General features: G+C 66.1%; 23 protein-coding genes. 18 read left to right on the forward strand and 5 right to left on the reverse strand.

Features of this window, described 5'->3' with window-relative positions:
- Nucleotides 1–21: 21 nt before the first annotated feature.
- From dnaX to ACCQ06_RS06140, 4 genes are all read left to right on the forward strand, one after another.
- Nucleotides 22–2157, forward strand: a complete 2136-nt coding sequence (dnaX, locus tag ACCQ06_RS06125) for a DNA polymerase III subunit gamma/tau (protein ID WP_316691229.1) — start codon at nt 22–24, stop codon at nt 2155–2157.
- A 5-nt stretch (nt 2158–2162) separates the two neighbouring features.
- Nucleotides 2163–2483: a YbaB/EbfC family nucleoid-associated protein gene (locus ACCQ06_RS06130; protein ID WP_005913896.1), complete on the forward strand. Its 321-nt coding sequence runs from the start codon at nt 2163–2165 to the stop codon at nt 2481–2483.
- A 97-nt stretch (nt 2484–2580) separates the two neighbouring features.
- Nucleotides 2581–3174 (forward strand): recombination mediator RecR, encoded by a 594-nt coding sequence (recR, locus tag ACCQ06_RS06135; RefSeq protein WP_055845864.1) that lies wholly within the window; start codon nt 2581–2583, stop codon nt 3172–3174.
- Between the two features lie 278 nt (nt 3175–3452).
- Complete coding sequence (locus ACCQ06_RS06140) at nt 3453–3803, forward strand: histidine triad nucleotide-binding protein (protein ID WP_316691258.1); 351 nt, start codon at nt 3453–3455, stop codon at nt 3801–3803.
- A 323-nt stretch (nt 3804–4126) separates the two neighbouring features.
- Here ACCQ06_RS06140 and ACCQ06_RS06145 read toward each other — a convergent pair whose 3' ends face one another.
- Genes ACCQ06_RS06145 through ACCQ06_RS06160 form a run of 4 tightly spaced genes read right to left on the reverse strand, consistent with a single transcriptional unit; the run spans nt 4127 to nt 8514 of the window.
- Nucleotides 4127–4660, reverse strand: a complete 534-nt coding sequence (locus ACCQ06_RS06145) for a Slp family lipoprotein (RefSeq protein WP_005995216.1) — start codon at nt 4658–4660, stop codon at nt 4127–4129.
- On the reverse strand, nt 4657–6606 hold the full coding sequence (locus tag ACCQ06_RS06150) for a transglutaminase TgpA family protein (protein WP_316691261.1): 1950 nt from the start codon (nt 6604–6606) through the stop codon (nt 4657–4659). Before ACCQ06_RS06150 ends, ACCQ06_RS06145 begins: the two co-directional genes overlap by 4 nt.
- On the reverse strand, nt 6599–7555 hold the full coding sequence (locus ACCQ06_RS06155) for a DUF58 domain-containing protein (protein ID WP_316691263.1): 957 nt from the start codon (nt 7553–7555) through the stop codon (nt 6599–6601). Before ACCQ06_RS06155 ends, ACCQ06_RS06150 begins: the two co-directional genes overlap by 8 nt.
- A 5-nt stretch (nt 7556–7560) precedes the next feature.
- On the reverse strand, nt 7561–8514 hold the full coding sequence (locus ACCQ06_RS06160) for an AAA family ATPase (protein WP_228324317.1): 954 nt from the start codon (nt 8512–8514) through the stop codon (nt 7561–7563).
- A 37-nt stretch (nt 8515–8551) separates the two neighbouring features.
- On the opposite strand from ACCQ06_RS06160, the gene ACCQ06_RS06165 reads away from it, so the two are divergent.
- Genes ACCQ06_RS06165 through ACCQ06_RS06175 form a run of 3 tightly spaced genes read left to right on the forward strand, consistent with a single transcriptional unit; the run spans nt 8552 to nt 13226 of the window.
- Entirely contained in the window at nt 8552–10393 is a 1842-nt protein-coding gene (locus ACCQ06_RS06165) for a glycosyltransferase family 39 protein (RefSeq protein ID WP_228324318.1), read from the forward strand.
- Nucleotides 10394–10401: 8 nt separating this feature from the next.
- Nucleotides 10402–11397 (forward strand): glycosyltransferase, encoded by a 996-nt coding sequence (locus ACCQ06_RS06170; protein WP_316691266.1) that lies wholly within the window; start codon nt 10402–10404, stop codon nt 11395–11397.
- 14 nt (nt 11398–11411) lie between these two features.
- Nucleotides 11412–13226 carry a hypothetical protein gene (locus tag ACCQ06_RS06175; protein WP_316691268.1) on the forward strand — a complete coding sequence of 605 codons (1815 nt, stop codon included), beginning with the start codon at nt 11412–11414 and terminating at the stop codon, nt 13224–13226.
- A gap of 154 nt (nt 13227–13380) precedes the next feature.
- Here ACCQ06_RS06175 and ACCQ06_RS06180 read toward each other — a convergent pair whose 3' ends face one another.
- A complete protein-coding gene (locus ACCQ06_RS06180) occupies nt 13381–13956 on the reverse strand; it encodes a Maf family protein (protein ID WP_316691270.1) in 576 nt (191 codons plus the stop codon).
- 109 nt (nt 13957–14065) lie between these two features.
- Between ACCQ06_RS06180 and ACCQ06_RS06185 the strand changes: the two genes are divergently transcribed.
- The 11 genes from ACCQ06_RS06185 to ACCQ06_RS06235 all read left to right on the forward strand — a co-directional run bounded on the left by ACCQ06_RS06185 (nt 14066) and on the right by ACCQ06_RS06235 (nt 24077).
- Nucleotides 14066–14575 (forward strand): YceD family protein, encoded by a 510-nt coding sequence (locus ACCQ06_RS06185; RefSeq protein WP_104617090.1) that lies wholly within the window; start codon nt 14066–14068, stop codon nt 14573–14575.
- A gap of 97 nt (nt 14576–14672) precedes the next feature.
- Nucleotides 14673–14867, forward strand: coding sequence for a 50S ribosomal protein L32 (gene rpmF, locus ACCQ06_RS06190; RefSeq protein ID WP_003483870.1), 195 nt, complete (start codon nt 14673–14675; stop codon nt 14865–14867).
- A gap of 89 nt (nt 14868–14956) precedes the next feature.
- Nucleotides 14957–15934 carry a beta-ketoacyl-ACP synthase III gene (locus tag ACCQ06_RS06195; protein ID WP_228324322.1) on the forward strand — a complete coding sequence of 326 codons (978 nt, stop codon included), beginning with the start codon at nt 14957–14959 and terminating at the stop codon, nt 15932–15934.
- Between the two features lie 628 nt (nt 15935–16562).
- On the forward strand, nt 16563–17507 hold the full coding sequence (gene fabD, locus ACCQ06_RS06200; RefSeq protein ID WP_316691293.1) for an ACP S-malonyltransferase: 945 nt from the start codon (nt 16563–16565) through the stop codon (nt 17505–17507).
- Between the two features lie 82 nt (nt 17508–17589).
- On the forward strand, nt 17590–18333 hold the full coding sequence (gene fabG, locus ACCQ06_RS06205) for a 3-oxoacyl-ACP reductase FabG (RefSeq protein WP_104617093.1): 744 nt from the start codon (nt 17590–17592) through the stop codon (nt 18331–18333).
- A gap of 156 nt (nt 18334–18489) precedes the next feature.
- Nucleotides 18490–18729: an acyl carrier protein gene (gene acpP / locus ACCQ06_RS06210; RefSeq protein WP_002814322.1), complete on the forward strand. Its 240-nt coding sequence runs from the start codon at nt 18490–18492 to the stop codon at nt 18727–18729.
- Nucleotides 18730–18870: 141 nt separating this feature from the next.
- Nucleotides 18871–20106, forward strand: a complete 1236-nt coding sequence (fabF, locus tag ACCQ06_RS06215; protein WP_104617094.1) for a beta-ketoacyl-ACP synthase II — start codon at nt 18871–18873, stop codon at nt 20104–20106.
- Nucleotides 20107–20281: 175 nt separating this feature from the next.
- Nucleotides 20282–21637 (forward strand): aminodeoxychorismate synthase component I, encoded by a 1356-nt coding sequence (locus tag ACCQ06_RS06220; protein WP_316691305.1) that lies wholly within the window; start codon nt 20282–20284, stop codon nt 21635–21637.
- Between the two features lie 60 nt (nt 21638–21697).
- Entirely contained in the window at nt 21698–22771 is a 1074-nt protein-coding gene (gene mltG, locus ACCQ06_RS06225) for an endolytic transglycosylase MltG (RefSeq protein ID WP_316691307.1), read from the forward strand.
- On the forward strand, nt 22768–23727 hold the full coding sequence (locus tag ACCQ06_RS06230; RefSeq protein WP_316691309.1) for a DNA polymerase III subunit delta': 960 nt from the start codon (nt 22768–22770) through the stop codon (nt 23725–23727). The genes mltG and ACCQ06_RS06230 overlap by 4 nt, the downstream gene beginning before the upstream one ends.
- Complete coding sequence (locus ACCQ06_RS06235) at nt 23724–24077, forward strand: PilZ domain-containing protein (RefSeq protein WP_104617098.1); 354 nt, start codon at nt 23724–23726, stop codon at nt 24075–24077. The genes ACCQ06_RS06230 and ACCQ06_RS06235 overlap by 4 nt, the downstream gene beginning before the upstream one ends.
- The last annotated feature ends 52 nt before the right edge of the window (nt 24078–24129 follow it).

A 24129-nucleotide genomic window follows, 5' to 3' on the forward strand; every position in this document is an offset into this window, starting at 1 on the left:
TCAGAACAAGCTGGTTGCCCGATGTCTTATCTCGTTCTTGCCCGCAAGTGGCGCCCGAAGCGTTTTGCCGAACTCGTGGGCCAGGAACACGTGGTCCGCGCGCTCACCAACGCGCTCGACAGCGGGCGCGTGCACCACGCGTTTTTGTTCACCGGCACGCGCGGCGTGGGCAAAACCACCATTGCGCGCATTTTCGCCAAGTCGCTGAACTGCGAGACCGGCACCAGTGCCGACCCGTGCGGCAGCTGCCCGGCCTGCCTGGACATCGATGCCGGCCGCTACATCGACCTGCTGGAAATCGACGCCGCGTCCAACACCGGCGTGGACGATGTGCGCGAGGTGATCGAGAACGCGCAGTACATGCCCTCGCGCGGCAAGTTCAAGGTCTACCTGATCGACGAAGTGCACATGCTCTCCAAGGCGGCATTCAACGCGCTGCTCAAAACCCTGGAAGAGCCGCCGGAACACGTGAAATTCTTGCTCGCCACCACCGACCCGCAGAAACTGCCGGTGACGGTGTTGTCGCGCTGCCTGCAGTTCAACCTCAAGCGCTTGGACGAGGACCAGATTCAGGGGCAGATGACCCGCATCCTGGCCGCCGAGGAGATCGAATCGGATCCGTCGGCGATCGTGCAGTTGTCCAAGGCGGCCGATGGCTCCCTGCGCGATGGCTTGTCGCTGCTGGATCAGGCGATCGCCTATGCCGGCGGTGCGCTGCGCGAGGATGTGGTGCGCACGATGCTTGGCACGGTAGACCGCACCCAGGTCGGGGCGATGCTGCAGTCGCTGGCCGACGGCGATGGCGCGCGCCTGCTGCAGGTGGTGGCCGCACTTGCGGAGTTTTCGCCGGACTGGGGTGGCGTGCTGGAAGCCCTGGCCGAGGCCTTGCACCGCGTGCAGGTGCAGCAGCTGGTGCCGTCGGTGGCGTTTGTCGGCGACGGCATCGACCCGACCCCGTTCGCGGCGCAGCTGCGGCCGGAAGTGGTGCAGCTGTGGTACCAGATGGCGCTCAACGGGCGCCGCGATCTGTATCTGGCGCCGAGCCCGCGCGCCGGTTTCGAGATGGCCGTGCTGCGCATGCTGGCGTTCCGCCCCGCTGCGGCGGTGCCGGCTGGAAGCAGCGACGATGGACGCGGCGCCAGCGCAGGCGGCGGTGCACGCGCGGCTGCTGTGGGCATGCAGGCGGCGGCACCAGTGACCGCTGCGGCTGCAGTGCCTGTCAGGCCGGTCGAGGTGGTTGAAGCGGCGTCGGGCGTGGGTGTTGCTACGGCGCCGGTAGCCACGGCAACTTCGGCGTCAATATCGGCACCGATAGCAACATCGGCACCAACACCAACACCAACGGCAGCACTAACGGCAGCATCAGCCGACGCAGCCTCGGCTCCGGTTGTGGTGCTTGCTGCGGCGGAGCCGTCGCTCGATGGTCGCTCGTCCGCTGCTGCGCGCACTGACGACACGCCGCCGTGGGCGGTGGACGATGCGCCGGTGCGCACGCATGCTGCGCCAGCGTCCGTGTCCGATACGGCGGTTGTGCTGGCACCCGAATCTGCAATGGCGTTGCCGCCGGAAGCCACTATTGCGGCGCCGATCATGGCGGTGCCCGAACGTGTGCCTGCGCTTGCTGCCGCCGCTGCTCCAGTGCCGGCAGAGACGGCTGCAGATGCGCTCTCTGCTGTGGCTGCGTCTGCCGAAGCTTCGCCAGCTTCAGCATCGCTATCCGCATCGGCGTCCAGCAACGATTCGAGCACGCTGATCGACGACAGCCGCATTGCCGACGCCGAACAATGGCTTGAGCTGGTCACGCGTAGCGGGTTGAACGGCCCGTCGCGTCAGCTCGCGGCCAATGCGGCGTTTATCGGCCATCGCGATGGCGTGCTGCGGCTGGCGCTGGCGCCGGGCTTCGAATATCTCAACTCCGAACGCTCCATCGCCAACCTGGCGCAGGCGCTGGCGCCGGTCCTCGGAGACACACCGCGCATCGTGATCGAAACCGGCAATGCCGATGTCGAGACCTTGCATGAGCGTGCCAACCGGCAGAAAGGCGAGCGCCAGAGCGCAGCCGAAACCGCCTTCATGAACGACCCGAATGTGCAGCAGCTGATCCAGCAGCAGGGCGCGCGGGTCGTTCCCGATTCCATCCGCCCTTACGACGAGTAACGATCATGCGTGGAAACATTGCCCAATTGATGCAGCAGGCGCAGAAGATGCAGGAAAACCTGCAGCGCGCCCAGGAAGAACTGGCCAAGCTGGAAGTCACCGGCACCGCCGGCGGCGGCATGGTCAGCGTGACGCTGACCGGCGCCAAGGAGTGCCGCAAGGTGCGGATCGACCCCAGCATCCTTTCCGACCAGGAAATGGCCGAAGACCTGATCGCCGCCGCCTTCAACGACGCCTCCAACAAGATCGATGCCGAATCCAAGGACCGCATGGGTTCGGCTACCGCCGGCATGCAGCTGCCGCCGGGCATGAAGTTGCCGTTCTAAGAGGCGGGGAATCGGGAGTGGGGAATCGGGAATCGTAAGGCCGAGATTGTCTTTAGCTTTTGCGATTCCCCAATCCCGATTCCCGATTCCCGACCCAATGTCCTCCTTACTCGAACAATTGATCGAAGCCTTCCGGGTGTTACCGGGCGTGGGCCAGAAATCGGCGCAGCGTATGGCCTATCACGTGCTCGAGCGCGAGCGCGAGGGTGGGCGGCGTCTGGCGACGGCGCTTGCCAGTGCGGTGGAAAAGGTCGGCCATTGCGTGCAATGCCGCGACTTCACCGAGGCGGAAATCTGCCCGATCTGTGCCAACGCCAGTCGCGACCGGCAGCAGCTGTGCGTGGTGGAATCACCGGCCGATCGCTTGGCGATCGAGCACGCTACCGGCTATCGCGGGGTGTATTTCATTCTGCAGGGACGGCTGTCGCCGCTGGACGGCATCGGCCCGCGCGAGCTGGGGCTGGACCAACTCGGCGAACGCCTGGCCGCCGGTGAAATCACTGAGATGATCATCGCCACCAACGCCACCGTGGAGGGCGAGGCCACCGCGCATTACCTGGCGCAGTTGGCGCGCCAGCATGGCGTGCGCCCCAGCCGGCTCGCGCAAGGCATGCCGCTGGGCGGCGAACTGGAATATGTGGATCGCGGCACGCTGTCGCACGCCTTCGGCACCCGCAGTGAGGTGGTCTGAGGGCTGGGATTGGTGAGTCGGGATTTGGGATTGGTCAAAGCGGTTTGGCTGTGCGCTTCAGATTCTACGAAGCCCGAATCATCAATCTCGAATCTCGAATCACCAGCCGGCTGACCGCTGGGAGCATCCAGCTACCGCGTTGATGAAAGCGATGGAGGCGCCGCTCCTCTAAAACAGCTCATTGCTGCTGGGCACGGGTCGAGGCTGCACAAAAGCTGCCAGACCACGCGCGCGGTAAGCTCTTACCAATCCCAAATGGCCAATCCCTAATCCCCGCCATGTCCGACACCATCTTCAGCAAGATCATCCGTCGCGAAATCCCGGCCACCATCGTTTACGAAGACGACGAGGTGCTGGGCTTCGAAGACATCGCGCCGCAGGCGCCGGTACATGTGCTCTTCATTCCCAAGCTGCACGCCATTTCCACGCTGGACGACGTCTCGCCGGAGCAGGCGTTGCTGGTCGGCAAGTTGGCGCTCGCCGCTGCCGCGTACGCACGTGAGCAGGGCCTGGCGCAGGACGGCTATCGCATCGTGATGAATTGCCGCGAGCATGCCGGGCAGACGGTGTTCCACATCCATCTGCATCTGCTGGCCGGTGCACCGCTGGGTCGCTTCGGCACGCCCTGACGGAAGCGCTGGGCGTTGCCATCGCTGTGACCGAACAGATTCTCCCGCGGAAAGGGCTGGCAAGGGTTGGGCATGGCCGATCGCCAGTGCTGCGGTTGCGAGCCGATGTACACAAGCAGGCGCTCATATCAGCCGCGCAGTCGCGGCTCCAGTAGGGCTTGTAGCGCCCGCGCAGCGCCGGGGCTGGCGAAATGGCGAAATCAGGATCCAGCAGAAACGCGCTAATACCGGCCGCTTACCCACACAAACAAACTTGCCCGCATAAATAAAAACGCCGCTCCTTCAAGAGCGGCGTTTTGGATCACAGCGGACTCAGCGGGCGCTTACCACCAGCCGCGGCCCCAGCCCCAACCGCCGCCCCAGCGCGGACCCCACGGGTCGCCCCAGGGACCATACGGGTATGCCGGAATCACGTCGACGTCGCGCACTTCCGGCCACAGGTAGACCACGTCCGCCGCCACCTTGGGCAGCTTGTAGTCGTACTCGCCGATCTTGGTGGTCTCATAGCCTTCGATCTTGCCGATGAAGGTGACTTCGCGGCCTGGCTCGAACACTGCCGGGTCATAGAAGCCCGAGCGGCAGGCCAGGAAACGGCCATCGCTGGCGTCCACGGCATTGCGGTCCGGACGGCCGCTGGCGTTGAGCGGGCGCGAAATCAACTCGAAGCAGGTCTGGCCCTGGCTCGGCTTGGTCTGGATGATCTTGCCGCCCCAGCGCACCGAAGTGCCGAGCTGCGCGCTGGCAGTGGAATCGCTCGGGCTGACCGTGGGGAACTGGCCCTGCAGCGGCTTGGGCGCGGTGGCGCAGGCTGCGAGCCCGAGCACAGCGACAATGGGAAAAAGAAAGCGGGTACTCATGAGGAAACTCCGGTTCGCGGGCGATGCTGCTGCAGATCTTTAAGGAGTGAGGCGCTGTCCGAATCAGCGCCAGCGTAGCGCGCGGCAGCGAAACGTTGGCTGAGTGCCAACAGTGGTGTGTCGGGGTGGGTGCGGGCGACGCGTTGCGCCCAGACAATAGCCGGTTCGTGCGGTTCGCGGGCAAGGCCCAGCTTGGCGTAGCGCCGGCTCAGCCGATGCCAGGCACGCAGCAGTGGGTCGCGTTCGCGTTCGCCGCGCGCCAGCAACCAGCTCATCCACGCCAGCGCGCTGACCGCGAATACGCCGAAGATGGTGGCCAGTTGGGTGGGCTCCAGGCGGTCGATACCGAACGGCTGCAGCAGCCGTTGTTGGCGGTCGGCATTGAAGGACAGCACCAGATCGTTCCAGCCGCGCCGCAGCCAATCGCTGACCTGGCCCAGGCCGGCCCAGGTGCCGAGCTGGGCGAAGTTGTTGCCACCGGTTTGCAGACGATCTTCCAGCGTGTCGTAGATGCGTTCCGGCGCCACGGCGGCCGTGGGGTCCACACGCACCCAGCCGCGGCCGGCCAGCCACACTTCGGTCCATGCATGCGCATCCATGCGGCGCACCACCCAGTAGTTGCCCAGCCGGTTGTAGGTGCCGCCGGCATAGCCGGTCACCACGCGTGCGGGGATGCCGGCCGCGCGCATCAGCACCACGAACGAGGAGCTGAAGTGCTCGCAAAACCCGGCTTTCTGCTGGAACAGGAACTCATCCACGCTGTTGCGGCCAAGCAGTGGCGTATCCAGCGTGTAGGCGAATTCGCGGGTGATCCATCCCAGTGCGCGCTGCACGACGGCATCGTCGTTGTTGCCGGCTTCGGCCCGCCATTGCCTGGCAAGCGCAACGGTGCGCGGATTGAAGCCAGGCGGCAGTGCGAGTGCGCGCTTGCGCAACTGATCGGGCAGGTCGGTATCGAAACGTGCCGGTGGCGCCGATTGCAACTCCCAACGGGTCAGTGCGCTCAATGGTCGCTGCGCGAACAGTTCGTAATCGGGCGACAGCTCGGCGTCGGCCACGCCCTGGGTCGGCAGGTCCAGCGACACCAGCTGGCGACGGTCGGTGGGCTCGTAATCCAGTCGATAACGATAGGTCTGCGGGCCGGGCGTGACCGACGCGGGTTGGCCGCGACCAGTCCAGCGCGCGCGCTGCCAGGTGCGGCCGTCGAAATCCCACATCACCGGCCCGCGCCAGTAACGCTGTTGCGGCGGTGGCGCCTTGCCGGTGAATTGCACGCGCAGCGCCGGGCTGTCGTCGGCCATCAGGTCGATCCATTCGCCCGGCGACATGTTGTCCGACAGGCCCGTCCGCGACAGCGCGCGCTCGGGCACGCCCCACAGCGGCGAACTCAGACGCGGCAGCAACCAGAAGGTCGCCAGTGCCAGCGGCACCCCGATGGCCACCAGCTTGCCGATCCCGCGCAACTGCAGGCGCAGCGCAGGTGTGTGGGTGCGATGCTCTTCGTCGGCCAGCCGCTGCATGCTGAGCAAGGCGCTGACCACCGCCAGCAGCGCCAGGCCCATCGTGGCAGGCCCCTGGTCGAGCAGGAATGCCGCAAACGGCGCGAACAAGGCAAAGCCGAGCAGGCTGCGCGCATCGCGCAGGGTGCGCAGTTCGGAAGCCTTGATGGCCAGCATCGCGGCAAGCACCGCACACCCGGTATCGCGGCCGAAGCGCATGCCGATCTGCCAGTACACCGCCGCCAGCATTGCGATCACCAGCAATACCCGCACCGGTGCCATCACGGTGCCGCGCCAGCTCAGCACGCCGACCAGGACCGCGGCCACCGCAATGGTGGCGGCGAGCAGGCCGGGCAGCTGCAGCAGCAACGGCGCCAGCGCCAGCCAACTGGTGGCCAGCACCCAGCCGCGGCTGGCCTGGCTGATCGGAAGCGACGGCTCAGTCATGCGGAAGCAGCGCCAGGGCGCGTAGACAGAGGTGTTGGTGGGACGGGCCTTGCGCAGGCCCCAGCGGCGGCTGGCCCGGCAACAGCAGGCGGTAACGCCGCCCGTCGCGCTCGGCCAGATTGACCCAGCGGGCAAGCCGCGCGATGCGGCGTTCGTACGGCAGCGCGTTGAGCGTGCGCCAGTCCAGCGTCACTTCGATGCCGAGGGGCTGTTCGTATTCGCGCACCAGCAAGGTGTCGCGACGCGCCGAATGCTTCCAGGAAATCGTACGTGGCGCATCGCCGGCGCGGTACGGGCGCAGCTGATGCAGTTCCTCGCCTTGCGCGTGCAGGCGGGTCTGGTTGGGCGAACCGGCGCCGTCGGGCAGCGTGGGGCCGTGGTCTTCGGGTTTGGGATAGGCCAGCAGCGGAGTTTCTGGCCACACCCACGACCAGGCCCGCACCAGGCCCAGCGGCTGCGTGCTCGACAGCCGGATGCGTTCGATGTCCTGCCAGCCGCGCTGCGTGGTGGGCACGAGCAGATCGACGTCGGCCATCTCGTGCTCGACCAGCGAACAGAAACCGCTGCTTTGCAGGTGGTCCAGCCGCAGCCCGCGCCGCACGCGGGTATCGCGACGTGCCAGCGACACCCGCATGCGCAGCGGCTCGCCGGCCACCACCGGCTCGGCCGAGACCGCTTCGATGCGCAGCGCCGACAACTGCAGATGCGCCATGATGCTGCTGGCGATCCCGGCGGTGGCCAGCAGCAGGGCTAGCAGCAAGGCCGGGTTGTTGTTGTAGTTCAACGCGCCCATCAGCATCGCCAGCAGCAAGCCGGTGATGAACAACCCGAAGCGGGTCGGCAACACATAGATACGCCGCCGATCCAGCACGATCGGCAACGCTTCCGCTCCCCGCGGACGGGCCAGCAGGCTGAGCCGGCGGCCGATGCCGCGCAAGGGTGCACGCACGTGTGTCAGTCCACCGGCACGCTGTGCAGCAGCGCCTTGGCCAGCGCCGGCCCGGAGGACGATTCTGCTTCCGGCACCAGTCGATGCCCGGCCACGGCCACGAACAGCGCCTGCACGTCTTCCGGCAGCACATGCTCGCGTCCGAGCAACAGCGCATACGCCTTGGCGGCGCGCAGCAGCGCGATGCCGGCGCGCGGCGACAGGCCAACCCGCACGCCGGCATGCTGGCGACTACGCAGCAGCAGCGCCTGCACGTAGCCGATCAACGCATCGCTGCTGTGGATCTGGCTGACCACCGCACGCAGCGCGACCACGTCGGTATCGCTGAGCTGCGGTGCGGCCTGGGCGATCAGTTCGCGCCGGTCCACCCCGGACAGGAGCGCGCGCTCGGCATCGGCGCTGGGGTAGCCCAGGCTGAGCCGCAACAGAAAGCGATCCAGCTGCGAGTCCGGCAACGGAAACGTGCCGGACAGGTCGACCGGATTCTGCGTGGCGATCACAAAGAACGGCTCGGGCAAGGCGTGGGTCACACCATCCAGGGTGACCTGTTGCTCGGCCATGGCTTCCAGCAACGAGCTCTGCGTACGCGGCGGGGCGCGATTGATCTCGTCGGCCAGCAGCACATGGGTGAACACCGGGCCGGGGTGGAACTGGAACTGGCGCGAGGCCGCGTCGTACACCGACACGCCCAGCACATCGGCCGGCAACAGATCGGAGGTGAACTGCACGCGCTGGAAGCCCAATCCCAGGCTGGAAGCCATCGCATGGGCGAGGGTGGTCTTGCCCAGGCCGGGCAGGTCTTCGATCAGCAGATGTCCGCCGGACAGGAGTGCCACGAACGCCAGCCGCACTTCCTGCGCCTTGCCCAACAACAGCGAATTGACCTGGTCTTGCGCGCGCCGCAGCGATTGACGCAGCGCATCGGTTAGCATTTCCGTGGAACGCAGCGGTGTCGACATCACAATTCCGTAGGTGAAAAGAAGAGTGCACAGGGCAATGCAGGGGGACCAACGGGCACATCGCACCTTCGTGATCCTGTGGACACTGGCGACGGCCGTCAAGCTGTTGATTGCCGCACGGCTGCCGCTGTTCGTGGACGAAGCGTTTTATTGGCAGGAAGGCCAGCACCTGGCTGCGGCGTATTCGGATCTGCCGGGGCTGACTGCCTGGCTGGCGCGCCTGGGTGTGGAAGTTGGCGGGCACCATCTGCTGGCGCTGCGGCTGCCGTTTCTGGCCATCGCCGCGCTGCTGCCGTGGCTGGTTGCGCACATCGCCACGCGCTGGTTCGGCTCCACCCTGGGCTGGCAGGCCGGCAGCCTGACGCTGTTGATGCCGCTGTCGGCCACGCTGGGCATGCTGGCGGTGCCCGACGTGCCGATGGCTTTGGCAGCGGTGCTGTGCATGGATGCCGGCGCGCGCCTGCTGCGCGAGGTCGATGCCACCAGCGCGCTGGAGCTGGCGATCGGTCTGGCGATCGGTGCACTCAGCCACTACCGCTTCGTGGGTGTGATCGGCGTTGGCTGCATCGCGTTGCTGTGCATTCCGCAGGGGCGCGCGGTGCTGCGCGACCCGCGCATCTGGCTGGCGCTGACGGTGGGCGCGGTGAGCTGGCTACCGCTGCTGTTCTGGAATACCGACCACGACGAGGCCGGGCTGCGCTTTCAATTGGTCGACCGGCATCCGTGGCGGTTCCAGGTCGGCGGGCTGTGGTTCCTGTTGATCCAGACGGTGGCGGTGACGCCGTTGCTGGCCTGGGCCATGGTCAAGGTGAGCCTGGCCGGGACGCGCTCCGGCGGCGGGTCGCGTGCGCAATGGCGGTACTTCGGGTTGCTGGGCGGCATCTCGACCGTGGCGATCTTCGTGCTCGGCTTCTTCAGCGATGCCGAACGCATCAGTTTCCATTGGCCGCTGCCCGGCTATCTTGCGTTGCTGGTGGCGGTGCCGGTGATCCTGTTGCGTTGGCCGCTTCCGCTGCGCCGTGCTGCATGGTTGCTTGCGCTGCTCGGCACGCTGGGGGCGTACGGCTATTACCTGGCGGTGTCGGTGCCGTCGATCCGCGCGCATGCGGCCGGCGAAAAATACTATCCACGCAATTTCGCCGGCTGGAACGATCTGGCGCGTGCGGTCAAACGTCAGCTGGCGCAGATGCCACCGGGCACGCGCGTGCTGGCCGAAAACTTCAAGGTGGGCGCCGAACTAGGTTTTCAGTTGCACGATGCGCAGATCGAGGTCTTGCGTGCCGACTTGAACGACAAGCACGGGCGCAGCGCGCAGTTGCAGCAATGGGGCCTGCTCAGCGATGGACGCCGGGATGGCCCGCGTCTGCTGGTGCTGTCGCCCAGCGATCAGCGCTACCGCGACCTGCTCAAACGCTATCACGCCATCTGCGAGATGGTCGGGCCGTTGCCACCGCCTACGGTGGTGTCCACCGATCACGGGTATCAACGTTTTCTGCTGTTCGCACTGCCGGCGCAACGCGCGCCCGGGCCGTGCATCGCCCCGGCGATGGCCTGGATCGATACGCCGCTACCGGATGTGCGCGTGGCGGGCCAGGTCCAGGTGCGCGGGTGGGCGTTCAAGGACGGCATCGGCCTGGCCGATGTGGAGTTGCTGCTCGATGGGCGCCCGGTCGCGCAGGTCGCCTACGGCAGCCCGATGGACGTCCGCCCGTACTGGAAGATTTCCACCGACCCGCAGCACCCCAACGTCGGCTTCTCCGCCACGCTCGACACGCACGCGCTGCCATCCGGCACGCATTGGTTGGGCCTGCGCCTGCACGGCCGCGACGGCAGCGTCGAGGATTGGTCTGAGCAGCCTGTCACCGTTTCCGCACCTTAGATCACGCAATGACCGACGCCCTGCCCGCTGCCCATCCCGCACATCTGTCCGGGTTTCGAATTGCCGTGCTGGTGCCATGCCACAACGAGGCGGCAACCGTTGCCGACGTGGTCGGCGATTTCGCTGCGGCATTGCCGGGAGCGATCATCCATGTGCTGGACAACAATTCCAGCGACGCCACCGCATCGAGCGCGGCGGCGGCGGGCGCGCAGGTATGCCGCGTTGCGTTGCAAGGCAAGGGCAATGTGGTGCGGCGTGGATTTGCCGATGTCGAAGCCGATATCTATGTGCTGGTGGATGGCGATGCGACGTACGACGCGGCTGCCGCACCGGCACTGGTGCGCAAGCTCATCGACGAACGGCTGGACATGGTGGTCGGCGCGCGACGCGATCAACAGCAGGCCGCGTATCGGCCAGGGCACCGGCTCGGCAATGTCCTGCTGACGCGCTGCGCGGGGTTGCTGTTCGGGCGCAGTTTCGACGACATGTTGTCCGGATACCGGGTGTTTTCGCGGCGCTACGTCAAATCGTTTGCGGCGCATGCGCAGGGGTTCGAGACCGAAACCGAGCTGGCCGTGCATGCCTTGCAGTTGCGCATGCCGGTGGCCGAGGTCGAAACGGCCTATGGCGTGCGCCCGGAAGGGTCGCAAAGCAAGTTGAATACCTGGCGCGACGGCTGGCGCATCCTCACCACCATTGCAAAATTGTTCAAGGCCGAGCGGCCGTTGTTGTTCTTCTCGATCGGGTTTGCGCTCAGCGCCGCGCTGTCGATCGTGCTGGCGATCCCTTTGTTCGAGACCTATCTGCAAACCGGGTTGGTGCCGCGCTTTCCGACCGCGATCCTGTGCGTGGCGCTGATGCTGCTTGGGTTTCTGTTGCTGGCCTGCGGGCTGATCCTGGATACGGTCACGCGTGGACGCGTTGAAGCCAAACATCTGGCGTATCTCGCCGAGCCGGGCGTGGGCAATCGTGTGACCGCCTCGCATGACAAGGAAGCGCGTTGATGACATCGATGAGCATGTCGAAGTGGACGACGCTTCGGCAGCGTGTGTTGCGCTGGGCGGATGGCCGGTTCGGCTTTCATTCGCAGCGCCAGGTCATCACTGCGGTGATTGCCGTGCCGCTGCTCGCTGCGCTGTTTTCGCTCGGTCTTGGCCAGGATGCCAATTGGGATTTGCGCAATTACCACCTGTACATCGGTGATGCGTGGATCCACAACCGTCTGGGCGTGGATCTGGCGCCGGCGCAGATGCAGAGCTACTTCAGTCCGCTGCTCGATAGCCTGCATGCCTGGTTGATATTGCATCTGCCCGGGCCGTTGATCGGGGCGTTATTGGGCGCGCTGCATGCCGTGGTGTTCATGCCGGTGGCAGCCGTGGCGTGGCGTGTCCTGTCCAAGGAATCGCAACGCGCGCAGTGGGCCCCGCTCTTCGCGCTGGCCGGCATGTGCAGTGCGGTGTTCCTGTCCGAACTGGGCAACACCATGGGCGATACCGCCAGCGCGATCCCGGTGCTGGCGTCGTTGGCGGTCGTGCTGTTGGCGCAGGCCAACGCGCGGCAGGACCGACGTGTCACGCGGTTATGGGTTATCGCCGGCGCGCTGATCGGTCTGGCGATCGCGCTCAAGCTCACCAATGCGCTGTACGCGTTGGCGCTGGCGCCGGCGGTGCTTTGCGACGGTGGACGCATGCGCTCACGGGTTCTGGGGTTGGGCGTGCTTGCCGGTGTCGCCGTGCTGGTCTTGCTGCTCGTGGCCGGGCCTTGGTACTGGCAGGTCTGGCAACACCTGGGCAATCCGCTGTTTCCGCAATTCAATGGCGTGTTCAAGTCGCCGCTGGCTCAGCCGGTGTCGATTGCGGATGTTCGATGGCTGCCGCGCAGCATCGGCGAACACCTGATCTGGCCGCTGCTGTTTACGCTCAAACCGCAACGCATCGGCGATCTCGGTCTGGTGCAGGCGGGGTGGGCGGTGTTGTATGCGGTCGCGCTGATGGCCGCGGGACGCACCGTGCTGCGTCGTCGCGTGCCCGCAACGAATCGCGATCGCGCAGCGGTTGTGCTGTTGGTGTTCTTCGGTATTGCCTACGCGCTGTGGCAAGCGGTCTTCAGTATCCACCGCTATCTGTTGGTACTGGAGCTGCTTGCGCCATTGGCGCTGTGGGTCGTGTGCCGGCGCGCCTTCGCGGTGAATGCAGATCGCAAGGCTGGGTGGTTGATCGGTGCGTGTGCGCTGGTTGCGGTGGTTGGATGGAAGGACTGGGGGCATGAGGCATGGGCGCGCGACAGTTTTCAGGTCGAGCAACCAGCGCTTGCCGATCCTGCGGCATCCACGGTGCTGCTGGTCGGCGACGAGCCGCAGTCCTGGCGTGTGCCGCTGCTGCCGCAGCAGGCGCGCTATATCGGGGTTGCGACCAATCTCTCCGAGACCGATCAGTACCGCGCCCGGGTCAAGGCCTTGATCGCCGAGCGGCCGCAGCTGTACGCGATGTTGGGTGCGACACGCGACAAGCAGCAATTGCGGATTGATCGCATGAACGGCTGGGCGCGGCAGTTTGCCTGGGACATCCAGCCTCGGTGCACGCGGTTGCGCTGGTTGATCGCGCGCGGTCTGCGTGCGGAGCTGGAAGTGTCGCCGGGGCGCTGCGTGCTGCAGGTTTCCAAGGGCAAAGCGCTGGATATCGCCGCTGCAGATCGTGCGGTGCGCGAGTCTGCGCAGCAGCGCCTGGCTGCGTATGGGCTGACCCTGGATCCGTCACATTGCCGCACCTTGTCCTCGCATGTCGGACAAGCCCAATACCCCTACCAGTTCTGCGAGCTCGCTCGCCCGCAGTAGTGCAAGCGGCCAGGCGTTGTGCGGCCGGGCAGCTGTGTATGGTCATGCGCGGCTTCAGTGGCCGCTTCAGCACCCTCGTGGTTGTATGTCTGTACTGTCACGGCCGACTTTCGATCGATGCGCCTGAACAGCGTCGCCGCACTCGAATCGGGCCTCACGGAATCGTAAACCCGGCCTGCCTTAACAGCCGCGCCAGCGCGATCAGCGGCAGGCCAACCAGCGCGGTGGGGTCGTCCGAGCGAATCGCATCGAACAGGCTGATGCCCAGGCCCTCGCATTTGAAGCTGCCGGCGCAATCCAGCGCGGGCTCGGCGGCCAGGTAGCGTTCGATCTCCACCGGTGTCAGTGGGCGCAGCTGTACCTCGGTCACGTCCAGCGCGTGCAGGTGCTGGTCGGGGCCGATCAGGCTGACGGCGGTGTGGAAGCGCACCACGCGCCCGGACATGGCGCCTAGCTGCGCGCGTGCCTGGTCCAGGGTTCCCGGTTTGCCCAGGGCACGCCCGTCCAGATCGGCGACCTGGTCCGAGCCGATGACCCAAGCGTCGGGCGCATGCGCGGCCACTGCGGCGGCCTTTTCGGCAGCCAGGCGGCTGGCGAGCGCGCTCGGCGCCTCGCCCGGCAGCGCCTGCTCTTCGACCTCCGGGCGGGCGGTGGCGAAGTCCAGTCGCAGGCGGCCGAGCAGCTCGCGCCGGTAGACGGAGGTAGAGGCAAGGATCAGGCGTGGCATCATGAACGTCGAAAGAGGCGGGCACGGGAGTCTGCCAGCCCGCGCGCCGCGCGGCACATGTGAATGGGTGCATTTGACATGGCTACTGCGGGTCTTTAACATTCTGCGGCTTATGTCCGCGAACGTACCCGAAATGCTGGATGCTTGGCGGATGGTCGCAGCGCGCAGGCGCTTCGATGGCCGCATCCCGCTCTCTGCGATGACCCGTTTGCAGGGGAGCCTTGTCGATACCGATGGCGAATGTGTTTATTCGCTCCAGTTCGATCAGGACGATCTGCTCAAGGTCGCCTATGTCGAACTCAGCATCGATGTCGAGCTGCCGCTGGCTTGCCAGCGCACCTTGCAGCGTTTTCTGTACCCGGTGCAGATCAGCCAGCGCCTTGGCCTGATCCGCAACGAGGACGAAGAGGCGGCATTGCCGCCAGATTACGAAGCCTTGCTGGTGCCCGACGACGGCATGCTGCGGGCGACGGATCTGGTGGAGGACGAACTGGTGCTGTCGGTACCGGTGGTGCCGATGGCGCCGGGCAGCGAAGCCGTCGAGGCTGAGTGGGTGCCGAGCCAGGAAGAGCAAGACAAGGCCAGTCCGTTCGCGGCGCTGGCAGCGTTGAAGAAACAGTAACCGCCGCTGTTAAGGGCGGAAAGACAGGTCGACGCGGGCGTAGAGCGTGCTGTTCGACTCAACAGACAAGTTATCGAACTAAAGTTGGAGCAATCCCATGGCTGTGCAGAAATCCCGTGTCACCCCGTCGCGTCGCGGCCAGCGTCGTTCGCACGATGCCCTCACCGCCAAGCAGCTGTCGACCGACCCGACCAGCGGCGAGATCCATCTGCGCCACCACATCACCGCTGACGGTTACTACCGTGGCAAGAAGGTGATCGCGACCAAGTCGTCGGCCGTCCAAGAAGATTGATCCGTGGCGCCCGCCGCAGTTTTGTTGGCGGGTGACCCTCGATACTTCCGGAGCCGCCAATCACCGCGGCTCTTGCACCAGGAAACAGCATGAGCAAGCGGATCTATTCCAGAATCGCGGGCACGGGTAGCTATTTGCCCGAAAAGGTGTTGACCAACGACGACATGTCCAAGATCGTCGACACCAGCGATGAATGGATCTTCTCGCGTACTGGTATCCGTGAACGTCATATCGTCGCCGACGACCAGACCACCAGCGATCTGGCGTACTTCGCCTCGCTGAAGGCGATGGAAGCGGCCGGCGTCACCGCCGACGAGATCGACCTGATCGTCATCGGCACCACCACGCCCGACCTGATCTTCCCGTCCACGGCCTGCCTGCTGCAGGCGCGTCTGGGCAACATCGGTTGCGGCGCGATGGACGTCAACGCCGCCTGCTCGGGCTTTGTCTACGCGCTCAGCGTGGCCGACAAGTTCGTGCGCAGCGGCGATGCCAAGACCGTGCTGGTGGTGGGTGCGGAGACGCTGACTCGTATCGTCGACTGGACCGACCGCACCACCTGCGTGCTGTTCGGCGACGGTGCTGGCGCGGTGATCCTCAAGGCCGACGAAGAGACCGGCATCCTCAGCACCCATCTGCATGCCGACGGCAGCAAGAAAGAGCTGCTGTGGGACCCGGTGGGCGTGTCGGTCGGTTTCGGCGAAGGCAAGAATGGCGGCGGCGCGTTGCTGATGAAAGGCAACGACGTCTTCAAATATGCAGTCAAAGCGCTGGATTCGGTGGTCGATGAGACCCTGGCCGCCAACGGCTACGACAAGCACGACCTGGATTGGCTGATCCCGCATCAGGCCAATTTGCGCATCATCGAAGCCACCGCCAAGCGGCTGGATCTGCCGATGGAGCAGGTGATCGTCACCGTGGATCGCCACGGCAACACTTCGTCGGCCTCGGTGCCGCTGGCGCTGGACGAAGCGGTCCGCTCGGGTCGCGTGCAGCGTGGCCAATTGCTGCTGCTGGAAGCGTTCGGTGGTGGATTTACCTGGGGCTCGGCGCTGCTGCGCTACTGAGTTACGCAGGCCCTGCCACCTCGACGGTGGACAGGGTCTGACGCTGTCAGGGCGATGCGTCCTGCAGAAACGAACTCAAACACGCTGTGATCGCTGGACCGTGCTCCGGCGTAAGCCTTATTGCCGCTGCAATTGGCCGGTCTCGCTCGGTCTCTTCATCTCTTTGCATGCTGCTGGGGCCTGGGTGCCGTGCGCCCCGTGTTGCGCCGTGGCGGCAATTCCGCGCGCGGTCCTGCGTGTGTAGCGGATCGGCGAGTTGCATGCGGATGCGGTCAATAGTCCGCGAGTTTGCTTGGCTGCGACCAAATCGAGCTGATTCTGAGCGACAACGCTCGCTTGTTTTGAGGTAGCCCTGTGCTGCCGATTTGCCTACGCGCCGCCATCGTTGCGGCACTCTACACGCGCCCTGCCACGCGCCAGCCAGTCTTTTCCTTGGTGGGTGCGTTCGCTCCGGCTTCGGTATTGGCCGTATGCATTTGAAGGTTTATCGGCGGCCACATTGGCCGGTTGCAGCGGTTCTTTCAGCCCGGCCGAGTCCTGTCGCAAACTCTGCTGCATACGCGGCAGTACAGACGCTAGGGCGATTTCGCACGTATCATCCCGGCTCGATTTTTGCTGGCAGCCGCGCGTGACCGAATCCACTCTCGCCTTCGTCTTCCCCGGCCAGGGCTCGCAGTCCCTGGGGATGCTGGCCGAACTGTCCGAACTGCATCCGCAGGTTCGCGAAACGTTTGCCGAAGCCTCCGAAGGCGCCGGTGTCGACTTGTGGGCGCTGTCCCAGGGCGGCCCGGAAGAGATGCTCAACCGCACCGAGTACACCCAGCCGGCGCTGCTGGCGGCGGGGGTGGCGGTGTGGCGGCTGTGGACTGCGCAGCGTGGTGCGCGTCCGGCCTTGCTTGCTGGGCACAGCCTGGGCGAATACACCGCGCTGGTGGCCTCTGGTGCCTTGTCGCTGCATGACGGTGCGCACCTGGTACGGCTGCGCGGACAATTCATGCAGGCCGCAGCGCCGGCGGGTGTCGGTGCGATGGCCGCCGTGTTGGGCGCCGACGACGCCCTGGTGTTGGAAGTCTGCGCCGAGGCGGCAGGCAGCCAGGTGGTGGTGCCGGCCAACTTCAATTCGCCCGGGCAGATCGTGATTGGCGGCGATGCGGCGGCGGTGGATCGTGCGCTGGCCTTGCTGGCCGAGCGCGGCGTGCGCAAGGCGGTCAAGCTGGCGGTGAGCGTGCCGTCGCACACGCCGCTGATGCGCGATGCGGCCAATCAGCTCGGCGAAGCGATGGCCGGGTTGAGCTGGCAGACGCCGCAGATTCCGGTGGTGCAGAACGTCGATGCGCGCGTGCACGAGGGCAGCGCGGCGATTCGCCAGGCCCTGGTCGAGCAGTTGTACCTACCGGTGCAGTGGACCGGCTGCGTGCAGGCGCTGGCGGCCCATGACATCACCAAGATCGCCGAATGCGGCCCGGGCAAGGTGTTGAGCGGGCTGATCAAGCGCATCGACAAGAGCCTGGACGCCCGCCCGTTGGCCACGCCAGCCGATTACGCCGGCGCGCTCGACGCGTGGGCGCACTGATCCGACGCACATGCCGGTGCTACCGGCATCCCTCGACGCTCGCGGCACTGATCGCAGCGTCCCCCTTCGAGGAACAGTAGTCATGAGCAAGCCTCTGCAGGGCGAAATTGCCCTGGTCACCGGCGCCAGTCGCGGCATCGGCGCGGCCATTGCCGACACCTTGGCCGCCCAGGGCGCCACCGTCATCGGTACCGCTACCTCGGCCTCCGGCGCCACGGCCATCGGCGAGCGGCTGGCGGCCCACGGCAGCCACGGTCGCGAACTCAACGTCACCGATGCGGCGGCGGTCGATGGCCTGATCGAGGCGATCGGCAAGGAATTCGGCGCCATCTCGATTCTGGTCAACAACGCCGGCATCACCCGCGACAACCTGTTGATGCGGATGAAGGACGACGATTGGCAAGCCATCATCGACACCAATCTGACCAGCGTGTTCCGTACGTCCAAGGCGGTGATGCGCGGCATGATGAAGGCGCGCAAGGGCCGCATCGTCAATATCGCCTCGGTGGTCGGGGTGACCGGCAATCCGGGCCAGACCAACTACGCCGCAGCCAAGGCCGGCATCATCGCGTTCTCCAAGTCGCTGGCCAAGGAAATCGGTTCGCGCGGGATTACCGTGAATGTGGTGGCGCCCGGTTTCATCGATACCGATATGACCAAGGCGTTGCCGGAGGAGGCCAAGGCCGCCTTGCTGCAGCAGATCGCGCTCGGTCACCTGGGCGCGCCGGAGGACATCGCCAACGCGGTGGCGTTCCTGGCCGGCCCGACCGCCCGCTATATCACCGGCGAGACCCTGCACGTCAACGGTGGCATGTACATGCCGTGAGCGTGCGCCGCCGGGAGGCGCTAAGTGGCTGATCGGCCGGGACTTGTGATGCAATGCAAGGCTCGGGCGCTTCCACTACACTATCCAACGCGGCCATCGCAGCGGCGATGGCGTTTTTTTCGTACCACCACTACTCCAGCTGGAGCGATATCCCCAATGAGCACCATCGAAGAACGCGTCAAGAAAATCGTCGTCGAACAACTCGGCGTCAAGGAAGAGGAAGTCACCACCAGCGCATCGTTCGTCGATGACCTGGGTGCCGACTCGCTGGACACCGTCGAGCTGGTGATGGCGCTGGAAGAAGAGTTCGAGTGCGAGATCCCGGACGAAGAGGCCGAGAAGATCACCTCGGTCCAGCAGGCGATCGACTACGTCAAGGCTCACGTCAAGAGCTGATGCGTTGTTCCTGACTGCGGTGGCGTGCATTGCGCCGCTACTGCGTCAGACATTCCATGGGGCCGCTGATGCGGCCCTGTGTTTTTCAAGTGTCACCCGCAAACCGCAAGCACCGTCCGTTCCGTGGTGAGGAGATCTGCAATGAGTCGTCGTGTTGTCGTTACCGGCATGGGCATGGTGTCGCCGCTGGGCAATGATCTGGCCAGCAGCTGGGATGGGATCATCCACGGGCGCTCAGGCATTGGCCCGATCACGCAGATCGATGCCTCGCAGTTCACCACCAAGATCGCTGGCGAAATCAAGAATTTCGACCCCACGCTTTTTGTGTCCGCCAAGGACGTCAAAAAGATGGATTCGTTCATCCACTACGGTGTCGGCGCCTCGTTCATGGCGCTGGACGATTCCGGCTTGGTCATCGACGAAAGCAATGCCGAACGCACTGGTGCCATTCTCGGCTCCGGCATCGGCGGGCTGCTCGGTATCGAAGAGCAGACCATCAAATTCCATGAGGGCGGCGCGCGCAAGATTTCGCCGTTCTATGTGCCCAGCACCATCATCAACATGCTGCCGGGCCAGGTCAGCCTGATCAAAGGCCTGAAGGGCCCGACGTTCTCGGCCGTATCGGCGTGCGCCACGTCCAATCACTCGATCGGCACGGCGATGCGTATGATCCAGTACGGCGACGCCGACGTGATGCTGGCCGGCGGCGCCGAGCGCGGTTCCTCGCCGAGTTCGGTGGGCGGGTTCTGCGCGATGAAGGCGATGTCCACCCGTAACGACGACCCCACCGCTGCATCGCGTCCCTGGGACAAGCAGCGCGACGGCTTCGTGCTGGGCGACGGCGCCGGCGTGCTGGTGCTGGAAGAGTACGAACACGCCAAGGCGCGTGGCGCGCGCATCTATGCCGAGCTGGTCGGCTTCGGTGCCAGCTCCGACGCGTTCCACATGACCGCCCCCAGCGAAGACGGCGAAGGCGCGGCGCGCAGCATGGTCGCGGCCATGCGCGATGCCAAGCTCAACCCCGAGCAGATCGGTTACCTCAACGCGCACGGTACCTCCACGCCGCTGGGCGATCTGGCCGAAACGCTGGCGATGAAGCGCGCGCTGGGCGACCACGCCTACAAGACCATGGTCAGCTCGACCAAGTCGATGACCGGGCATCTGCTGGGCGCGGCCGGCGGTGTGGAAGCGATCTTCTCGGTGATGGCGCTGCACACCGGCATCATCCCGCCGACGATCAACCTGGAAGAAGCCAGCGAAGGCTGCGACCTGGATTACGTGCCGAACGTGGCGCGCGAAGTGCAGGTGGATGCGGTGATGTCCAACGGCTTCGGGTTTGGCGGCACCAACGGCACGCTGGTGTTCAAGCGCATCTGAGTCGGCGCGTCTGCGCGCTCGCACGGCGCGCCACGCAACAGTCCTTGGCCGCCGCGCCCACTGCGTTCGTGCGGCCAGCCGGACAGTGTTGGCTTGACCTAATCCTGATCTACCCATCGCGCGCGCTGCCTTCTAGAAGGCGGCGCGCTTTCGCATCTCACGCCACCCCGGACCGATGACGCTCACTCGACCACTGCACGCGGACATCGATTTGCTGGCGCTGCATCGGTTGGCGCCGCAACGGTATCCGGCGTTGCTGGAATCCACTGCTTCCGGTACCGAGCATGGGCGCTGGGATGTGCTGTTGCTGGCAGATGGCGCCAGCCTGCGGCTGGATCCGGATGGCGTGACGCGCGATGGCGATGGTCAAGCGCTCGAATGCAATTTTTTGGACGCGCTGGATGCCGCCTGGCATGCCGAACGGCTGCCGCGCGATGCGACCAGCGCATTGCCGTTTCGCGGTGGCTGGGCGGTATTGCTGGACTACGAACTGGCCGCGCAGATCGAGCCGATCCTGCAGCTGCCTGCGCGGGCCGACCGCCTGCCGAGCGCTATCGCCTTGCGTGCGCCGGCAGCGGTGTTGCGCGATCGCGTGGAAGGCCGCTGCATCGCGCTGGCCGAACCTGGTCGCGACGATCTGCTGGATCGTATCGTCGACGACATTGCCGCCTGCGCCGCGCTGCCGCCGTTGCCGGACTGGGTCGGGCCGGTTGCGGTGGACGAAGATGCGCCCGAGCGCTTTACCGATGCGGTGCAGCGGGTGCTCGATTACCTGCGTGCCGGCGATGTGTTCCAGGCCAATATTTCGCGCGCCTGGAATGCACGCTTTGCCGCTGTGGTGGATCCGGCGGCGCTGCACGCCCGGCTGCGTTCGGCCAACCCTGCGCCGTTCGCCGGCGTGTTCGTGGCGGCCGGGCGCGCGGTGGTGAGTTCCTCGCCCGAGCGGCTGGTGTCGGTGCACGGCGCTACGGTGCAGACCCGCCCGATCGCCGGAACGCGCGCGCGCTTTGCCGGCGACGACGACGCGGCGCGCATCCGCGAGCTGGTCGGGCACCCGAAAGAACGCGCCGAGCACGTCATGCTGATCGACCTGGAGCGCAACGACCTGGGCCGGATCTGCGTGCCCGGCACGGTCGAGGTGGACGAACTGATGGCGGTGGAAAGCTATGCCCACGTGCATCACATCGTCAGCAACGTGCGTGGCCGTCTGCGCGCAGGGGTCACGCCGGGCGAGGTGATCGCAGCGGTGTTCCCGGGCGGCACCATCACCGGCTGTCCGAAGGTGCGCTGCATGCAGATCATCGCCGAGCTCGAACAGACCGCGCGCGGCGCCTACACCGGCGCGTTCGGCTGGCTCAACCGCGACGGCGACATGGATCTGAACATCCTGATCCGCACCGCGGAGGTGGCAGGCGCGCAGGTGCGCTTTCGCACCGGCGCCGGCATCGTGGTGGACTCGGACCCGCAACGCGAGCTGGACGAAACCCGCGCCAAGGCACGGGGCGTGCTGCGTGCGATCGAGCCGACATGAGCGCTTCAACGGGACATCACCGGCGCGCGGTATCCTGCGCGGCGCTAGGGCAATGACGAGGTGGGTGTGGCGGTGACTGGCAAACGCGGATGTCTGGCCGTGCTGGGCACGGCATTGCTGCTCGTAGCGCTGCTGGCGATTGCCGCGCTGGTGGCATGGCGGCATTACCTGCACTTCGCGCAGACGCCGGTGAGCGCCACGGCGCCCAGCGTGGTGATTGCGCCGGGCGATTCGCTCAGGGCCACCTTGCGCAAATTGCGCGAGGCCGGCATCGCGCAAGGCACCGATCTGGAATGGCAACTGCTGGCGCGCCAGGTCGATGCGGCCGGCAAACTCAAGGTGGGCGAGTACGCATTGGCGCCGGCCCTGTCGCCGCGCGAACTGCTCGGTCGCATGCGCCAGGGCCGGGTGATCCAGTACCGCTTCACCATTGTGGAGGGCTGGAATTTCCGTCAGCTGCGCGCCGCGCTGGCCACCGCCACGCCGTTGCAGCAGACCATCGGCACGCTGGATGACGCCGCATTGATGGCGCGGCTGGGTTTCGCCAACCAGCACCCGGAAGGCCGCTTCCTGCCGGAGACCTATCTGTATCAACGCGGCGACAGCGATCTGGACGTGCTCAAGCGCGCCCACGCAGCAATGGACACCGCGCTGGCGCAGGCCTGGGAGCAGCGCGCCGCCAACGTGCCGCTGACCTCGCCGGAGCAGGCGCTGATCCTGGCGTCCATCATCGAAAAGGAAACCGCGCTGGGCAGCGAGCGGCCGTTGATCGCCGGGGTGTTCCTGCGCCGCCTGCAGTTGGGCATGAAGTTGCAGACCGACCCCACCGTGATCTACGGCATCGGCAGCAGCTACGACGGCAACATCCGCCGCCGCGACCTGACCACCGATACCCCGTACAACACCTACACCCGCACCGGCCTGACCCCCACACCGATCGCCATGCCCGGCCGCGAGGCGCTGCTGGCTGCAGTGCGCCCGGCCCCCGGCGATGCGCTGTATTTCGTCGCCGTTGGCGACGGCACCGGCGCGCATGCGTTTTCGGCCACCCTGGCCGACCATAACGCGGCAGTGGCGCGCTACCTGCAGCGTCGCCGCCTGCCGAACATGCCGCCACCGGAGCCCACGCCATGACCGCCGCGTTTTCGCCCTGGCAGCAACGCGCCTTCGACCAGACCGTGGCGGCGCTGGATGCTGGCCGGCTCGGACACGGGTTGCTGATCTGCGGACCGGAAGGGTTGGGCAAGCGCGGCGTGGCACTGGCGCTGGCCGAGCACGTGCTGGCCAGCTCACCGGACCCGGCGTTGGCGCAGCGCACGCGGCAGCTGATCGCCGCCGGCACCCATCCGGATCTGCAGCTGATCTCGTTCATTCCCAATCGCACCGGCGACAAGCTGCGCACGGAAATCGTCATCGAGCAGGTGCGCGAGGTGTCGCAAAAGCTGTCGCTGACGCCGCAGTACGGCATCGCCCAGGTGGTGATCGTCGACCCGGCCGATGCGATCAATCGCGCCGCCTGCAATGCCTTGCTCAAGACCCTGGAAGAGCCTTCGCCGGGCCGCTACCTGTGGCTGATCAGCGCGCAGCCGGCGCGTTTGCCGGCCACCATCCGCAGCCGCTGCCAGCGCCTGGAATTCAAGCTGCCGCCCGCGCATGAAGCGCTGGCCTGGTTGCTGGCACAGGGCGTCAGCGAGCGGGCGGCACAGGAAGCGCTGGACGCTGCACGCGGCCACCCCGGGCTGGCCGCACAGTGGTTGCGCGAGGATGGCCTGACGGTGCGTCGCGCGGTGGCGCAGGACCTGGAGCAGATCGCCAGCGGCCGCGCGGGTGCGGTAGAGGTTGCGCAGCGCTGGACCAACGACGGCCAGGCCGATCAGCGGTTGCGGCACGCCGCAGACCTGGCATTGGCGCAGGCCTCGGCTGGCTTGACCGATCCATCGCGGTTGCACAAGCTGGCGACCTGGTTCGACGCCGCCAATCGCACACGCGATCTGCTGCGCACCACCGTCCGCGCCGACCTGGCAGTGACGGAATTGCTGCTGGCCTGGCGCGATGGAGCGCACCAGACACGTTCTAGGGGAACTCGATGAGTGCAATGAATGCACGCCAAGGCATTTTGTCGCTGGCGTTGAAAGACAAGCCGGCGCTCTACGGCGCGTACATGCCGTTCGTGAAAGGCGGCGGCATCTTCGTGCCCACGCCCAAGCGCTACATGCTGGGCGATGAAGTTTTCCTGCTGCTGACCCTGCCCGATTCCAGCGAGCGCCTGCCGGTGGCCGGCAAGGTGATATGGACCACGCCTGCGGGCGCGCAGGGCAACCGCGCCGCCGGCATCGGCGTGCAGTTTCCGGACGGCCCGGAAGGCGAGGCGGTGCGCAACAAGATCGAAACCCTGCTGGCCGGCCTGACCACCTCGGACAAGCCGACGCATACGATGTGATGCGGTTGTTGTTGGGCATGCGGCCGGCCGCCGCACAACTGCAGCGGCAGGG

Origin of the sequence: Xanthomonas sp. NCPPB 4467, assembly GCF_041475665.2 — a bacterium.
Lineage (GTDB): Bacteria > Pseudomonadota > Gammaproteobacteria > Xanthomonadales > Xanthomonadaceae > Xanthomonas > Xanthomonas dyei.

Coding starts and splice junctions, on each gene's coding strand:
- ACCQ06_RS06180 (WP_316691270.1), bottom strand. CDS start 13,956: ATGATGCCACGCCTGATCCTTGCCTCTACCTCCGTCTACCGGCGCGAG.
- ACCQ06_RS06130 (WP_005913896.1), top strand. CDS start 2,163: ATGCGTGGAAACATTGCCCAATTGATGCAGCAGGCGCAGAAGATGCAG.
- ACCQ06_RS06220 (WP_316691305.1), top strand. CDS start 20,282: ATGACGCTCACTCGACCACTGCACGCGGACATCGATTTGCTGGCGCTG.
- acpP (WP_002814322.1), top strand. CDS start 18,490: ATGAGCACCATCGAAGAACGCGTCAAGAAAATCGTCGTCGAACAACTC.
- ACCQ06_RS06150 (WP_316691261.1), bottom strand. CDS start 6,606: ATGACTGAGCCGTCGCTTCCGATCAGCCAGGCCAGCCGCGGCTGGGTG.
- ACCQ06_RS06165 (WP_228324318.1), top strand. CDS start 8,552: ATGCAGGGGGACCAACGGGCACATCGCACCTTCGTGATCCTGTGGACA.
- ACCQ06_RS06170 (WP_316691266.1), top strand. CDS start 10,402: ATGACCGACGCCCTGCCCGCTGCCCATCCCGCACATCTGTCCGGGTTT.
- dnaX (WP_316691229.1), top strand. CDS start 22: ATGTCTTATCTCGTTCTTGCCCGCAAGTGGCGCCCGAAGCGTTTTGCC.
- ACCQ06_RS06230 (WP_316691309.1), top strand. CDS start 22,768: ATGACCGCCGCGTTTTCGCCCTGGCAGCAACGCGCCTTCGACCAGACC.
- ACCQ06_RS06140 (WP_316691258.1), top strand. CDS start 3,453: ATGTCCGACACCATCTTCAGCAAGATCATCCGTCGCGAAATCCCGGCC.
- ACCQ06_RS06195 (WP_228324322.1), top strand. CDS start 14,957: ATGAGCAAGCGGATCTATTCCAGAATCGCGGGCACGGGTAGCTATTTG.
- ACCQ06_RS06160 (WP_228324317.1), bottom strand. CDS start 8,514: ATGTCGACACCGCTGCGTTCCACGGAAATGCTAACCGATGCGCTGCGT.
- ACCQ06_RS06145 (WP_005995216.1), bottom strand. CDS start 4,660: ATGAGTACCCGCTTTCTTTTTCCCATTGTCGCTGTGCTCGGGCTCGCA.
- ACCQ06_RS06185 (WP_104617090.1), top strand. CDS start 14,066: ATGTCCGCGAACGTACCCGAAATGCTGGATGCTTGGCGGATGGTCGCA.
- fabF (WP_104617094.1), top strand. CDS start 18,871: ATGAGTCGTCGTGTTGTCGTTACCGGCATGGGCATGGTGTCGCCGCTG.
- fabG (WP_104617093.1), top strand. CDS start 17,590: ATGAGCAAGCCTCTGCAGGGCGAAATTGCCCTGGTCACCGGCGCCAGT.
- recR (WP_055845864.1), top strand. CDS start 2,581: ATGTCCTCCTTACTCGAACAATTGATCGAAGCCTTCCGGGTGTTACCG.
- ACCQ06_RS06175 (WP_316691268.1), top strand. CDS start 11,412: ATGTCGAAGTGGACGACGCTTCGGCAGCGTGTGTTGCGCTGGGCGGAT.
- rpmF (WP_003483870.1), top strand. CDS start 14,673: ATGGCTGTGCAGAAATCCCGTGTCACCCCGTCGCGTCGCGGCCAGCGT.
- ACCQ06_RS06235 (WP_104617098.1), top strand. CDS start 23,724: ATGAGTGCAATGAATGCACGCCAAGGCATTTTGTCGCTGGCGTTGAAA.